The organism is Acinetobacter sp. YH12131, assembly GCF_013418635.1.
GTDB lineage: Bacteria > Pseudomonadota > Gammaproteobacteria > Pseudomonadales > Moraxellaceae > Acinetobacter > Acinetobacter towneri.
The window spans coordinates 1-14,170 of sequence record NZ_VPBQ01000022.1 but is presented as its reverse complement, the minus strand read 5'-3'; the positions used below and the strand labels follow the sequence as shown (position 1 = coordinate 14,170).

Sequence of the window (14,170 nt, the reverse complement as noted above, 5' to 3'; positions counted from 1 at the left end):
CCTAATATATATTGGGTTAGCTGTAAATTAAGAGAATAAAACAATGAACGATGGTCTTGAAATCACATCAATGCGTGAATCTGCGGATACCGTTGTTGGAATTTTAAAATCTTTGGCGAATAGTGACCGTCTTTTAATTCTTTGTCATTTATCTCAACAAGAATTAAACGTATCGCAAATTGAAGAAATAACTCAAATTCATCAGCCTACTTTATCGCAACAATTAATGATGCTGCGTAAAAGTGATGTGGTGAATACCCGCCGTGATGGCAAGCAAATTTTTTATTCAATTAAAGATGAAAAAATGGTGCAGGTACTTAATATCCTATATGCACTTTATTGCCCGCAGGACTAAATGATAATGCCTGTATTATCAGGCATCACCATAAAACTTGAATACTCTCCTGCTATTTCAAAGACTTCTTAGCATTTTTTGTTCATAATATATCTAAATTTATGATTTAGATTTCAGTATGTCAGATTTCAATTCACGTTTGGCTCATGTACTGCCTGCTTGGCAATGGCTGCGAAAATACAATGCAGAAACATTGAAATCTGATCTGCTGTCTGCGTTTATCGTCATTGCCATGCTTGTACCTCAAGGGATGGCTTATGCCATGCTTGCAGGTTTACCTCCTGTCATGGGTTTATATGCCAGCGTGATCCCCATGATCATGTACGCCTTGGTTGGTGGCAGTCCAACCTTGTCCATTGGCCCAGTCGCCATTATTTCCATGATGACCTTTGCGACGCTCAATCCATTATTTGAAGTCGGCTCGGCAGCTTATATTCAAGCAGCCTGTTTACTTGCTGTGATGGTCGGCATTATTTCGCTACTTTTAGGGATTTTTCGCTTCGGTTTTTTAATTCAACTCATTAGCCATCCTGTTATTAAAAGCTTCATTATTGCCTCTGCATTAATGATTGCGATTGGACAGCTTAAATTTCTTTTAGACATCCCCCTTAAAGCCAATAACTTACCCGAGTTCTTATACAGCTTTTGGCAATATGTGGGACAAACCCATCTTTATAGCGTGCTCTTGGGTGTTGCTGCCATTTTATTTCTAATTTACGCCCCTAAAATCATCAACAGTAATGCCATTCGTGAACGTGTTCGAGGGAATGGTTTTATCTTAAAAGCCTTGCCATTGGTATTGGTGATCGGTTCGATTGCTTTGGTTTATTCATTGCATTTGCAACAAGTCGGAATTAAAACTGTGGGAGAAATTCCTTCAGGATTTCCGCCTATTCAATTCCCTGAATGGAATGCACAACTTGTTCTACAACTCCTTCCTGGCGCAGCCATGATTGCCATGATCAGTTTTGTGGAATCTCTGTCTATTGCGCAAGCCACCGCCTTACAACAACGTAGTCACTTAAATAGCAATCAGGAACTGATTGCACTCGGTTTAGCCAATTTTGGCGCAGGTGTTAGCTCCTCTTTTCCCGTCACAGGCAGTTTGTCGCGTACCGTGGTCAATGCCGATGCAGGTGCAAAAACACCAATGGCAGGTGTATTTACCTCCATCGTGATTGTTATTGTCAGTTTATACTTCACGGGATTTTTCCAAGACTTACCACTGGCTGTTTTGGCTGCAACCATTATTGTTTCAATTTGGAAACTGGTCGAGTTCCAATCTTTTAAAGAAACTTGGCGTTATTCCAAAGCCGATGGTCTGGCCATGTGGGTGACGTTCTTTGGTGTTGTATTCATTGATATTTCGACAGGTTTAATTATTGGGATTGTGTCCACCTTTATTCTAATGTTGTGGCGTATTAGCCGACCACATATTGCGGTAATTGGTTTACTTGAAGGCACACAACATTTTCGTAATATTCAGCGCCATCAAGTGCGTACCGCGCCACACGTACTTTCCATGCGAATTGACGAAAATCTAACCTTTTTAAATGCCAATACTTTAAAAGGCTTTTTTATTAATCAAGTCAGTCAAAACCCTCAGTTAAAGCATGTTGTGGTGAATTGTTCGAGTATTAGCAGTATTGATTTAAGTGCGCTCGAAATGCTGGAAGATTTAAATCTTGAACTAAAAAAATTGAATATTTGTCTGCATTTTTCTGAAATTAAAGGCCCGGTAATGGACAAATTACAACACTCAAAACTTTTGCAGCATTTAAATGGAAAAGTTTTTTTTTCACATTATTTAGCCATGCAAGAGCTTGCGCCTGAACTGACTTAAAGATCAAGAAATTGATCTTTAATTTTATCTTTAAAACTGGATGTTCAACACACATACTTTTTGATCAATGAGTACTTTTATCTTGCTGAAATTTAAACAGTTTAATAAATATCACTTTTAAAAATATAGACTTAACTTTTAAATCAAAATTATTTTTAAGCACATGGATATTTCAGTATAAAATAGCCGCTTTTCTTTTACCTTATTTTCGTATGTTTTCAGCTTTTTTGCGTTTGAGTTTAGTCTCCCGAATTATGATTGCAATTGTACTCGGTGTGGCTGTTGCAATTTTATTTCCAGAATCTGCGCCTTATTTAAGCCTTTTGGGTGATTTATTTATTAAAGCCCTAAAGTCAGTTGCGCCAATTTTAGTGTTTATTTTGGTCATGGCATCCATTGCCAATTTTAAAATTGGAAGCAGCAATGCTTATATCAAACCGATTATGCTGATGTATGCGATTGGTATGTTCTTGGCTGCGCTCAGTGCGGTCATTGCAAGCTCACTTTTCCCAAGTACATTATTTTTAGATGTTGCGACACAGGCAGATTTAACACCGCCGGGTAGTCTTGCTGAAATTTTGAAAAACCTTTTACTTAGTTTTGTTGCTAACCCTGTAGTTGCGATTGCCGAAGCCAACTTTATTGGTATTTTGGCTTGGGCTGTGGCTTTAGGGATTGCCTTCCGCCATGCTACAGAGTCCACCAAAGCATTGTTGAATGATGCAGCCAATGCAGTCAATCGCGTTATTCGCTTGGTGATTAACTTTGCACCTTTCGGTATTTTTGGCTTGGTTGCCGTGACATTTGCCGATGCAGGCTTGAGCACCTTAGCCAGTTATGCTCAATTATTGGCAGTCTTGTTAGGTACGATGTTCTTTGTCGCGTTGGTCATCAACCCAATCATGGTGGCATTTGTGACCCGCAGCAATCCTTATCCTTTAGTTTTTCAATGCTTACGCGAAAGTGGTATTACCGCATTCTTTACCCGTAGTTCTGCAGCCAATATCCCTGTCAATTTAGACTTAGCCAAGCGTTTAGGCGTACAGGAATCAACCGCGAGTGTTGCAATTCCGTTAGGTGCAGTAATTAACATGGCAGGCGCATCGGTCACCATTACCGTTTTGACCTTAGCTGCGGTAAATACTTTAGGAATTTCTGTCGATTTTAGCACCATGCTGATTTTATCTGTGGTTGCAACGGTGTCGGCCTGTGGTGCTTCAGGCGTTGCGGGCGGCTCGTTACTGCTGATTCCTGTAGCGTGTGGCTTATTTGGTATTTCTTCAGATATTGCCATGCAAGTTGTTGCAATTGGTATGGTCATTAGCGTATTGCAAGATTCAACCGAAACTGCACTTAACTCATCTACCGATGTGCTATTTACTACTGCGGTTGACCGTGGTTTGAGTTAAGATACAATGCGTTAGGAAACTTACGCAATCATCCATTATGCCTTTTCAAACTTTACCCCTTTGGGTGCAATTTGGTGCTTTTTTTCTAGCTGTCAATGCTGGAATTATTAACGTACTCGGATTGGTGACCGTATTGCACCAGTCCGTTTCGCACATGACTGGTAACGTCAGTATCTTAGCGATGGCGCTAATCGACTGGAAACCAGAAGCCATGATTTTCTTGTTTCTGGTGATTTTGTGCTATGTGATTGGCTCATTTTATAGCGGCGTCATTTTAGGAAATAGCAATTTTCGCTTAGGGCGTCGCTATGGTTTTCCCATGAGTTTGGTGGCTTTTTTTATTTTAATCTGCTGGGTATTATTGCCTTATTTCCCACGTTATGCCCTGCTTTGGGCGTCAGTTGCCATGGGCATACAAAATGCCATGATCAGCTACTATAAAGGCACCATCATCCGCACCACACATTTATCTGGGGTATTGACCGATTTAGGCTTAGCCCTCGGTTATCGAGTGCGGGGCTTACAAGTTGAAAAAAGACGTATTGTTTTACACCTACTGATTTTAATTGGTTTCTTTGTGGGTGGATTACTCGCTGCAGCCATTTATCCTACATTTAAACTGAATTCTTTTCTGGTACCTGCAGGACTCAGCCTAAGTTTGAGTTTGGTGTATTGGATTATTTATTTTCGCTATCGACATCTTCAACATTAAGTTTCGGAAATTATCATGGTTAAAAATGCACTACAGGCACAATTGCTCAAAGCGGGTTTAGTGGATAATAAAAAAGCAAAAAAACTGTCTAAACAAACCTTACACGAACAGCGCACAGGTGAAAGTAAAGATGCTGAAGTGAAAGCCAAAATTGCACAGGCACAGCAAGAAAAACTCGCCAAAGACCAAGCTATTGAGCAAGAAAAGAAAGCCGCTTTACAGGAAAAAGAACTGAAAGCAGCAATTATGCAAATGATTCAGCAGCATAAAATTCGTGATACCGATGGTGAAGTGGCTTATCAGTTTTTAGATGGCAAGATTAAAAAAGTGTATATCAATCAACAAATTTACAATGCACTCGTGGCAGGTAGTTTGGTGATTGCCAAAGAAAATGACAGTTATGCGTTCCTGCCTAAAGCTTTAGCTGAACGTATTAATAGCAAAATGGAAGGCTTTATTATTGTCAATAATGCCGAGAAAAATGAAGCCACGACAGATGAAGAAGATCCATACGCAGCCTATGTGATTCCAGATGATTTAATGTGGTAGATCACGCAAGTATTTATGCAAATATTTATGCTAGGTATCTATTCAAAGCCAGTATCTGTACTGGCTTTTTTATTATGACTGCAACTTGATTGAAAACTTTCAGTAAAAACAAATAATTGAAATGTAGCAAAAAGTTACTCAGCCTTCAAATTTAAACTTTAGTCGATACACTATCTAACAATTTCATACATCAATGAAGAATTAAGGTGAATTGCAGGCCAAAATTCTAAGTGCCGTGCAGACGAAAATCAGCAACCTTAAAGCGAGGACCTTTTGCAAGAATTTAATTTTATTCAAAATATTCAGGAATGGTATAACCAATACCCTTGGTTAGAAATGCTGACCTCACTCAGTATTGTGATTCTACTGGCAATTTTAGCCAACTTTATTGCCAAGCAAATTGTAGTGCGCGGGATTCGCAAACTGATTTCTAAAATGACCTTTGCCAATAGTGAAATTATTTCACAGCATAGTGTCATCCGACGTATTGCCAACATTGTCCCAGCTGTCGTGATTATGAACGGCATCACCACCGTACCGCATTTGTCAGATAAAGTAGAAAGCTTTGTGCAAATGGGTGCGCAAGCCTTTATATTCCTGACCATTGCATTGGCAATTTCTGAATTTTTAAATATTTTTAACCTGTTCTATCAACGCAATCCTAAGTCACGCAACAAGCCAATTAAGGGCTATTTGCAGTTAGTTAAACTCATTATTTATGTGGTCTGTGCCCTCATGATTTTAGGCACTTTCCTGAAAAAAGATGTGTTTACCTTACTCGCAGGTTTTGGTGCGATGGCTGCTGTTTTGATGTTGGTTTTCCAAAATACCATTTTATCTCTAGTGGCTTCGGTACAAATTTCTTCCTACGATATGGTACGGATTGGTGACTGGATTGAAATGCCTTCTTTAAATGCCGATGGTGATGTCATTGATATGTCATTACATACAGTCACCGTGCAAAACTGGGATAAAACCCTGACCACTATTCCAACCAATAAACTCATTACCGATACCTTTAAAAACTGGCGTGGCATGCAGGAAGCTGGTGCCCGACGTATTAAACGTGCCATTTTAATTGATCAAAGTTCTGTGCACTTTATGACTGAACATGAACAAAGCAAACTTAAAGAGTTTTTGTTATTGGATCAATATTTACATAGCAAAAATGAAGAAATTGAGCAGTTTAATCAGCAGTTAGCAAATCAATCACAATACAACCAACGCCGTTTAACCAATTTAGGGACGTTCCGTGCCTATGTTGAATTTTATCTGAAACAGCATCCTGGCATTAATCAATCTCAGTCATTGATTATTCGCCAACTACAGCCAAGCAGTGAAGGTTTACCGCTAGAAATTTATGCCTTTACCAAAACCACTGCATGGAAAGATTATGAAAGTATTCAATCCGATATTTTTGATCATTTGCTGGCAATTATTCCGGAGTTTGGCTTAAAAGTGTATCAAGCCCCATCGGGTTCAGATTTAAAGCAAATTGCTGCACCATTTAAAGCAAGTTCTGTCCAAAGTCTAAATCCTTTAGAAATTGACGAGGCATAATTATGGATTTATTGCTGAGCCATGTGTCGCAAAATGCTTGCATGGCTCAGTAGCCGTTTTTATTTTCAGCAAGACGATAAAATTTTCATTAAATTAAAATGCACTCGTACACTCGTATATGAATAAGAGAAAATAAAGTCTTATTTGTAAGAGCTTTGTTGAAACAAATATCTAACACTATGTTTTAATTATAATTAAATTTCCTCAAACCTTTAAATCACAGCTTGCTCCAAATTTATGTAATAAGGTCATTGCCGGTTGAAAAAGTCTAATGATTCTAAGAATTCACCTAACTTTTCAACTCACTAAAATGTGTCGCTCTTGTTAATTGATTCTGGATTCGAAAAATGATCATCAATAATTCGTCTAATGAAAGATTGAAATTCACTACTTTTGTGCTTTAGCGCTCTAGATGATCAATACACGCGCTACAGGATGAGGGGTACGAGTTTATAAAAGATCTCTAATAGACCAAATAATGAAAAGTTTAAGGCAGGACGCGGTACAACGTCGCAAAACATTGTTCTGCTTTTTCATTACTACAGAAATTAATGGTGTGCGCATTTTTCCATTTTACAAAATATTGTGAAATATCGCCTGTTTGGTCTTCCTGATAACCAGAACAATCCACTTCATTATTGTCATATTTAACTTGCAAAATTAAAGCCGGTAACGAATTTGCAGGGTCTTGTGAAGGTTGATAATCATATACACCTGCAGACCATTCTTGACCGCTTTTAATCACCACATCGCTATTACTTTTAAAGTTGTAATATTCAATACATTTACGATTATTTGGGATTTGCATGCCCCACAGCCCCACAATTTCTGGACGGGTCACCACACGAAATTTATTGGTCGTTTCTGCTGCTACTGGCGTTAACTTGGCTGAATCTATTGTTGTATTTTCATTCGCAATCGCGCAGACAGAACATAAGCTTAAAACTGTGGTTAGATATATTTTTTTCATACATTTATTTAAAGATATAAACCGTTTAGACAACTTAGCATATTTTTAATCCAAATCTGCAAGCATAAACATAAGACAACAATTTTATTTAACGAAAATGTGACTTAGTTTACATTTAATCGACTTTGTAGGTAATGGTTATTTGATATGATCGCCTTTCTGTTGTGAACGTCACACTCATTCAAGTTTTTTTCTTAATTATCAACCCATTGCAAAAGTGAGTTTAGTACTTGCAAAACTTTAGCATACCGCAAACTATATCTTCGACTCAAAAGCAAATATTTGCCTTTGGACTGCTAGCCGTTGTGGTATTTTTTTCTTGTTTATTGGGTATTTTTACTCGCCCACTTAGCTACTTTTCTTTTTTTTGGCCAAGCAACGCCCTCTTGTTGGGGCTACTCATTCGCTTTCCATCTTTAAAAAGTTTTGGTGGAATTTTGGGTGCATTTATTGGCTATATGGGTGCTGATTTAGTTACAGACAATACCTTGCTGATGACGCTAGGTTTAACGCTTTCCAACTTTGTAGCTGTTTTTAGTGGGTTGTTTTTCTTTAATTTTGCCCGCGCTAAACTTCCAGCGAGCAATAATAATGTGTCAGAGCTATATCCACATATTATTGCTGTAACTTTAGGCTGTTTCTTTGGGGCTTTATTTGCCATTCTTCTGCTGCCAAATTTGCCGCACACCTTTATGTTAAAAGAAAATCGTTGGATTGATTTTTTTACTTGGTGGTCTGGTGAAATTTTAAATGCGGTAATTGTCTTACCTTTAATTTTGGCTGCCCCAGGCTGGTCTAAATTCAAAAAACTTATAAATAATCAATATGCTAAAGAAACTCAAATTCAGGATATCTTGCCCTTTTTTGCATTACTGATCTCTATCGCCTGCACCCATATTTTTTATGGACCAGGTGCATTGTTGTATCCATTGGCTGCATTAATTTGGGCAGCTGCCAGCTATCAACTTTTTAATTTGGCACTGATTAATAGCTTGGTCTGTTTAACTCTGTATCACAGCGTCACAGGCTTGTTTATAGATCAAGTGAATTCGAGTTATTTAACCACCATTATTTCTATTCGTGTGGGTTTAATTATTTTAGGTCTTGCCACGTTAATTTTATGTGTGATTAGCCAAAACCGAAATCAGTTGTATAGAGAAGTATTGTATTTGGCAAATCATGACAGTTTAACCGAAACACTGAACCGCCGTAGTTTTACTCAGTTAAGTGAAAAAGCTTTAAAGCATAAAAACAATCATTCATTGTCTTTAATTATGTTAGATATCGACGATTTTAAAAAAATGAATGATCAATATGGGCATTATGTCGGTGACCGTGCTTTGCAACATCTCTCTAACATCGTTAAAAGCAATTTACGTGATCACGATTTATTTTGTCGCATTGGTGGTGAAGAGTTCATTATTTTGCTGAACAATAATAACTTAAATAAAACTCAACGCATTGCAGAACGTATTCGTATGTGTATTGAACATCAAGCGTTAAATTTAGAAAACCTTGAACCCATTCATTTTACAGTAAGCATGGGCGTGTCACATACACACTTACCCACCAATCTCCCTTTACAAGATTTAATTATTCAGGCAGATCAGGCGCTATATCAGGCAAAAATGCAAGGTCGTAATCGGGTCATTCTTGCTTCTTAAACAAAAATAGCATACAACATCAATTTGACAATACAGATTTTCAGGATTGAAATGAAACTTGCAGATTACCTCCAATATGATGCTTTAGGCTTGGCAGAGCTGGTTGCCAAAAAGGATGTTCAGGCCTCAGAATTATTAGATATTGCGTTACAACGTGCTGAACAAACCAATCCACAATTAAATGCCATTATTATTCCTATGCATGAACATGCACGGCAGCGCACACAAACAAAATTAACAGGCCCATTTGCAGGTGTGCCCTTTTTAGTCAAAGACTTATTTCAACAATATGCAGGCTATCCGACTTCATTTGGTTGTCAGGGTTTAAAACGTGCGCATCATCTTGCAGAACAAAATGCAGAAATTGTAAATCGTTGGGAAAATAGCGGAATCGTTACCTTTGGACGTACCAACACGCCTGAATTTGGGATTAAAGGGATAACCGAGCCAGATGCTTGGGGTGCATGTAAAAATCCATGGAATTTGAAACACAATAGTGGTGGTTCTTCTGGTGGTTCTGCGTCTGCAGTTGCGGCAGGTATTGTGCCGATTGCAGGGGCAAGTGATGGCGGTGGTTCAATTCGTATTCCTGCGTCTTACTGTGGTTTGTTTGGTTTAAAACCAAGTCGTGGACGCACCCCGTGGGGGCCACAACTCAGTGAAGCCATGCATGGTGCAGCGATGCAACATATTTTAAGTAAAAGTGTACGTGACAGTGCGGCAATGCTCGATGCAACGCATGGCGCAGATGGTCATTCACTTTTCAAAATTGAAGCTCCTGAACGCAGTTATTTAGATGCAATTCAGCAAGCGCCAAAAAAATTAAGAATCGCATATTCGACCCAATCTCCGATTGGTACAGCTGTTTCACAAGATGCGATCAATGCCATTCAAAAAACCGTACAGCTTTTAGAATCTTTAGGGCATGAAGTTGTTGAAGACCGTCCGGCTATTGATGGTATGCAATTGGCCAAAGATTTTATTACCACATGGTTTAGCCAATTTGCTTATTTAATTGCTGAAATTCAAACTCGCCTGCCAAATCATTCCGATAATTTTGAGCTCGACTCTTTGGCTTTGGCTGCCTTTGGCGCAAAAACCACGTCAGTAGATTACATTCGTAATTTGAATAATTGGGGGGTATATGTCGCGCAAATGAATCAATTCTTTGAGCGTTATGATTTATACCTCATCCCTGCAACTGCCTCAGTTGCACCAAAAAATGGCGAAGTTAAAACTCCTGCATGGCAAAAACCAATTTTAAAAACACTATTACATGCAGGTAAAGCACATTGGTTAGCGCAAGGTAAATTGGTCGATCGCATTGTCAAAGAAAACCTAAAATGGGTGCCATTTACTCAACTTGCCAATATTTCTGGGCTGCCAGCAATGTCTGTGCCATTGTATTGGAATAAAGATAACTTACCATTGGGTTCGCAGTTTATTGCGCCTTTTGCACGTGAAGATGTGCTTTTACAACTGGCTGCACAACTTGAAACGGCTCAACCGTGGTGGCATCAATACGCTAAAATCCGTATTTGATGTAGCAATGAGTAAGAAGCAAGCAAACTATGCTAATCCAACGTTGCTTGCTTCTATTTTTGATAAAAGAACGCTATTACCAACTAGGCTTTGGTATCACTCGACATTGACTGCGATTCTAATTGCTTTGGCAATCCCCAAATAAAACACAGACCAACGAGTGTAGATAATCCTGCAAAAATAAAAATCCATTCGCCTGAAACAATATCCCAATAATGCCCTGCCAAAATACTCCCCAGTGCAACACCTAAACCCCACATGGTACTGTAAAGTGCTTGCCCACGACCTTGTTGCCCTGCAGAAAAGTTTTGAAAAATCACCCGCATGGCAATGATATGAAATAATCCAAAACTAAAGGCATGAACACTTTGTGCAAAAAATTGCGCAAAAAATATGGATGGAAATAAACCGACAATTACCCAGCGTAAGCCTGTCAAAATTAAACATACAGCAACCAGTGAACGCCAAGACCAACGCTTTAAAAACAAACTTGCGTAGGCAAACATAATAATTTCAGCAATCACTCCGACAGACCACAAGAAACCGATCTGACTTGTGCTAAAGCCTGCCTGACTTAAAAAATTACTGTAGAAACTATAAAATGGCGCATGCGAAAACAGTAAAATCAATTCAATTATAAAAAATGAATAGACTACTGGGCGCTTTAAAATAGGCAATAAGGGTTCAAGTTGTTTTTGTGCAATGGGTGCGGAGCTTGGTTCTTGAATACTGAATGACCATAGAAATGCCAGTAAAGAAATACTGAGTAGCAACATCGGTAACATGGAGATTGGTATAATTTCTAAAATAGCACCTATGCCAAAAACCCCGACAATAAAGCCTATAGAACCCCATTTTCGCACTTTGCCATAGAGTTCTGCACGTTTCTCGCCCAACCAAAACAAAGTCACGCCTTCAAATTGTGCCAAAATTGCATTTTGGAAAAAGCTAAAAATCAGCATGAGTAATGCAACAGACTGAAAGCTATTCGGAACAATAAAAATCAGCAACCAAATGCTGGCTTCCATCCAAGTTGCGATGCGTACCAAAAGCATCCGTTTGCCTGATTTATCGGCAATCCATCCCCAAATAAAAGGCGCGAAAAAGCGCGTTAAAATGGCAATGGAAGATAAAACACCAATTTCCTGATAATTAAAGCCTTGATCTTCTAAGTACAGGCTCCAAAAAGGCAAAAACGTCCCAACAATTGCATAGTAGAAAAAGTAGAATCCACCTAAACGTGTCGATATATTCAAGGCTTGCATCAATGTATATTTCCTTGATTTTTCAAACACATAAATAAGTGCATTTCTAACCTGATCTAAAATTTTAAGACAACTGATATATTAACACTGTAGTACTTTAATTTTGAGTGATTGGCTGATTAAAACGAAAAACCCTGAAAATCAGATCAAATTTTCAGGGTAATATTGAGAAAATTTCTTAAAATTGTTTAGCCGCAAGAAGCTTGTAGAATAATTTTAGTTTTCAGATCGACCACCACAGTGACGCGATTCATACGATAATCCATTGTTACAGGCTGACCTGGTGTAACCATTCTCACAATTCCAGCTCGGGTAAGCGCTTTAATTTGTGTTTCAGTCAAACCTGTTTTACCAACTAACTGCGCAGCAGATTCTGGGACACAATTTTGCATGGTCTGTGGCACCTGAGTTTGTTCATTGATAGGCTGATTACTACACGCAGCTAAAGTTGCCACACTTAAAACAGCCAAAACACTATATAACTTTTTCATGTTGATACTCGTTTTTAATTTCTTCAAACCAACTCAAAATAACATAACTGATTAAATATGCAGTAAATTTACTGAATAAAACTGTGATGATAATTTTATTGATCAAAATAAATTAGATGTAAGTTTGGATTAAGTTTAATTCTCAATCACACTTAAACTCAGTTTCATCCAATCAATTGCATGTTGGCGACGCTCTTCTAAAGCATTCCATAGCGTATCTTGCGATAATATAGAATATTCCCCTTCGCGGCAGCTAAGTTCAGGCGCATTTTCATAGTCCTCAAGCCATTGTTCACTTTGATAATAGGCCTGTAATTCTTGCCAGAGCTTTTCTGCAGCTTGCCATTTTTGCTGCGCTTCTCGCATCTGTCGATGTAAATCATGCCATTGCTCATATTGTTGCTGTAAAACCTGAGCATCGTACATTTTATTTTTACTCATAGCTGAAATTCAAAAATTAAGATGACATGAGCGTACAATAATTCAAGATCAAGGAATGTGAGTGTATGTAGGTTTTATTTAAAGAAACATATATTGCTATATTTTTTTGCATTAATTTTTAAAGAAGACAATTCCTGATTTATTTAGTCAACTTTAGCTTCATTACTTTCAGTAAAATTTAGTATAAAAGTGTAATTCCATCTTTTTATCAAAAGTTAAAGTCATTAGTATAAGTTTGCTTCAATTTTTTAGAAAAGGTACAAAAATGAAATATATTTTAGGGGCAACATTACTTGCATTCGGTTTAATGGGATGTAACTCAAATTCAAATAATGAAGTGAGCCAAGAAAAAGTACAAAGTAATGCACCTGCAGAAACACAAGTTATTTATTTTAATGGCCCACAAGATTTAACCATTGAATTAAAATCTTCAGATAATTTTGAAACTGCAGAAATGGTAGATAATTCAGACACAGTTTATCATTTAAAACGTACTGTATCTGGTAGCGGTATTTTACTGAGCAATGATGATGGTGTATCTATTCACTTTAAAGGTGGTGAAGGAGTACTTGAGTTAGTCAAAGATCAGCCTATTAATATTACTGAATTTAAAAAATAGATTTTTTGCTGATCTATACTTAAAACATCATTTATATTATTTATGATTGATAAATCGTTATATTCATTATATGGATGATGCTTTTTATTTATACAAGCGAGCTTTAAAATAAATACTGAATTTAAAAAACCACCTTTTGAGCGATATGCAAAAAGGTGGTTTTTCTATACTTTTTTAGGGCTTAAATTATAAGAGAGTTAGGTATCCGCTGTTGGAGCAATACCTGCAACAGCACAGCCTTTGAAAACTTGATCGCCATAATCTAAGGTCACAGAAAATTCAGCTGTTGTACCATCTGCATCTTTACACGGTGTCGAATTAATATTCACATTCACCGCTTTATTGTCATGTTGCCCCATAAACTCAACCCCTTTTGCATACGCTGAACGTTCAACTGGAATTTTAAAGTTTGGCAACGCTGTTCCTTCAACCTCAATCTGGTCGCCATCTACAAGTACACGCCATGATTGTGTTACACCATAAGCTGTAAATTGTTGGATTGGACCATCATTTACAACCTCAGAGGCTGCTGCGTCATTCGTGGTATTTTGCACAGCAGGCTGTTGAGTTTCTACTTTTTCAGCTGGATTTTCAGGTGCTTTAGATTGATTACATGCACTAAGTAACCCCAGTTACGGATAAGCCAAAGATTTAATCACATGAATTTTAGGCTTATTCTTTTGGCAAAGTTGATACGCACATAGTGAAGAAAATACGCCTGCTAAAAAACCAGCAATCGAACGATGTTTA

The 14,170-nt window shown here is 37.9% G+C and carries 14 protein-coding genes and 1 pseudogene; 9 read left to right on the top strand and 6 right to left on the bottom strand.

The window, feature by feature from the left end; genetic code table 11:
• Positions 1 to 43 precede the first annotated feature (43 nt).
• The 6 genes from FTU66_RS12325 to FTU66_RS12300 all read left to right on the top strand — a co-directional run bounded on the left by FTU66_RS12325 (position 44) and on the right by FTU66_RS12300 (position 6,428).
• Positions 44 to 355: a metalloregulator ArsR/SmtB family transcription factor gene (locus tag FTU66_RS12325; protein ID WP_180112884.1), complete on the top strand. Its 312-nt coding sequence runs from the start codon at positions 44 to 46 to the stop codon at positions 353 to 355.
• Between the two features lie 118 nt (positions 356 to 473).
• Entirely contained in the window at positions 474 to 2,198 is a 1,725-nt protein-coding gene (locus FTU66_RS12320; RefSeq protein ID WP_180112883.1) for a SulP family inorganic anion transporter, read from the top strand.
• A gap of 212 nt (positions 2,199 to 2,410) precedes the next feature.
• Positions 2,411 to 3,607, top strand: a complete 1,197-nt coding sequence (gene sstT / locus FTU66_RS12315; RefSeq protein ID WP_167846027.1) for a serine/threonine transporter SstT — start codon at positions 2,411 to 2,413, stop codon at positions 3,605 to 3,607.
• Positions 3,608 to 3,644: 37 nt separating this feature from the next.
• Complete coding sequence (locus tag FTU66_RS12310; RefSeq protein WP_004973496.1) at positions 3,645 to 4,319, top strand: YoaK family protein; 675 nt, start codon at positions 3,645 to 3,647, stop codon at positions 4,317 to 4,319.
• Positions 4,320 to 4,334: 15 nt separating this feature from the next.
• On the top strand, positions 4,335 to 4,868 hold the full coding sequence (locus FTU66_RS12305) for a DUF2058 domain-containing protein (RefSeq protein ID WP_004973493.1): 534 nt from the start codon (positions 4,335 to 4,337) through the stop codon (positions 4,866 to 4,868).
• A gap of 273 nt (positions 4,869 to 5,141) precedes the next feature.
• The gene (locus tag FTU66_RS12300; RefSeq protein WP_180112882.1) at positions 5,142 to 6,428 is read left to right on the top strand and encodes a mechanosensitive ion channel family protein; all 1,287 of its coding nucleotides are present in this window, start codon (positions 5,142 to 5,144) and stop codon (positions 6,426 to 6,428) included.
• Between the two features lie 487 nt (positions 6,429 to 6,915).
• On the opposite strand, the gene FTU66_RS12295 is transcribed toward FTU66_RS12300, so the two are convergent.
• Positions 6,916 to 7,398 carry a hypothetical protein gene (locus tag FTU66_RS12295; protein ID WP_004973490.1) on the bottom strand — a complete coding sequence of 161 codons (483 nt, stop codon included), beginning with the start codon at positions 7,396 to 7,398 and terminating at the stop codon, positions 6,916 to 6,918.
• A 386-nt stretch (positions 7,399 to 7,784) separates the two neighbouring features.
• On the opposite strand from FTU66_RS12295, the gene FTU66_RS12290 reads away from it, so the two are divergent.
• Positions 7,785 to 9,062, top strand: a complete 1,278-nt coding sequence (locus FTU66_RS12290) for a sensor domain-containing diguanylate cyclase (protein ID WP_257222112.1) — start codon at positions 7,785 to 7,787, stop codon at positions 9,060 to 9,062.
• A 51-nt stretch (positions 9,063 to 9,113) separates the two neighbouring features.
• Positions 9,114 to 10,604: an amidase gene (locus FTU66_RS12285; RefSeq protein ID WP_180112880.1), complete on the top strand. Its 1,491-nt coding sequence runs from the start codon at positions 9,114 to 9,116 to the stop codon at positions 10,602 to 10,604.
• 83 nt (positions 10,605 to 10,687) lie between these two features.
• Here FTU66_RS12285 and FTU66_RS12280 read toward each other — a convergent pair whose 3' ends face one another.
• The 3 genes from FTU66_RS12280 to FTU66_RS12270 form a co-directional block, all read right to left on the bottom strand.
• The gene (locus FTU66_RS12280) at positions 10,688 to 11,869 is read right to left on the bottom strand and encodes an MFS transporter (RefSeq protein WP_180112890.1); all 1,182 of its coding nucleotides are present in this window, start codon (positions 11,867 to 11,869) and stop codon (positions 10,688 to 10,690) included.
• A gap of 188 nt (positions 11,870 to 12,057) precedes the next feature.
• The gene (locus tag FTU66_RS12275) at positions 12,058 to 12,360 is read right to left on the bottom strand and encodes an I78 family peptidase inhibitor (protein WP_180112879.1); all 303 of its coding nucleotides are present in this window, start codon (positions 12,358 to 12,360) and stop codon (positions 12,058 to 12,060) included.
• Positions 12,361 to 12,495: 135 nt separating this feature from the next.
• Positions 12,496 to 12,801 carry a DUF4298 domain-containing protein gene (locus FTU66_RS12270; protein WP_154320729.1) on the bottom strand — a complete coding sequence of 102 codons (306 nt, stop codon included), beginning with the start codon at positions 12,799 to 12,801 and terminating at the stop codon, positions 12,496 to 12,498.
• Between the two features lie 265 nt (positions 12,802 to 13,066).
• Between FTU66_RS12270 and FTU66_RS12265 the strand changes: the two genes are divergently transcribed.
• Positions 13,067 to 13,420 (top strand): hypothetical protein, encoded by a 354-nt coding sequence (locus FTU66_RS12265; protein WP_178319619.1) that lies wholly within the window; start codon positions 13,067 to 13,069, stop codon positions 13,418 to 13,420.
• A 197-nt stretch (positions 13,421 to 13,617) separates the two neighbouring features.
• On the opposite strand, the gene FTU66_RS12260 is transcribed toward FTU66_RS12265, so the two are convergent.
• Together FTU66_RS12260 and FTU66_RS12255 are read right to left on the bottom strand one after the other, a co-directional pair.
• Positions 13,618 to 13,974, bottom strand: a complete 357-nt coding sequence (locus FTU66_RS12260; protein WP_180112878.1) for a hypothetical protein — start codon at positions 13,972 to 13,974, stop codon at positions 13,618 to 13,620.
• A gap of 78 nt (positions 13,975 to 14,052) precedes the next feature.
• A pseudogene (locus FTU66_RS12255) lies at positions 14,053 to 14,170 on the bottom strand (IS982 family transposase); the annotation flags it as partial.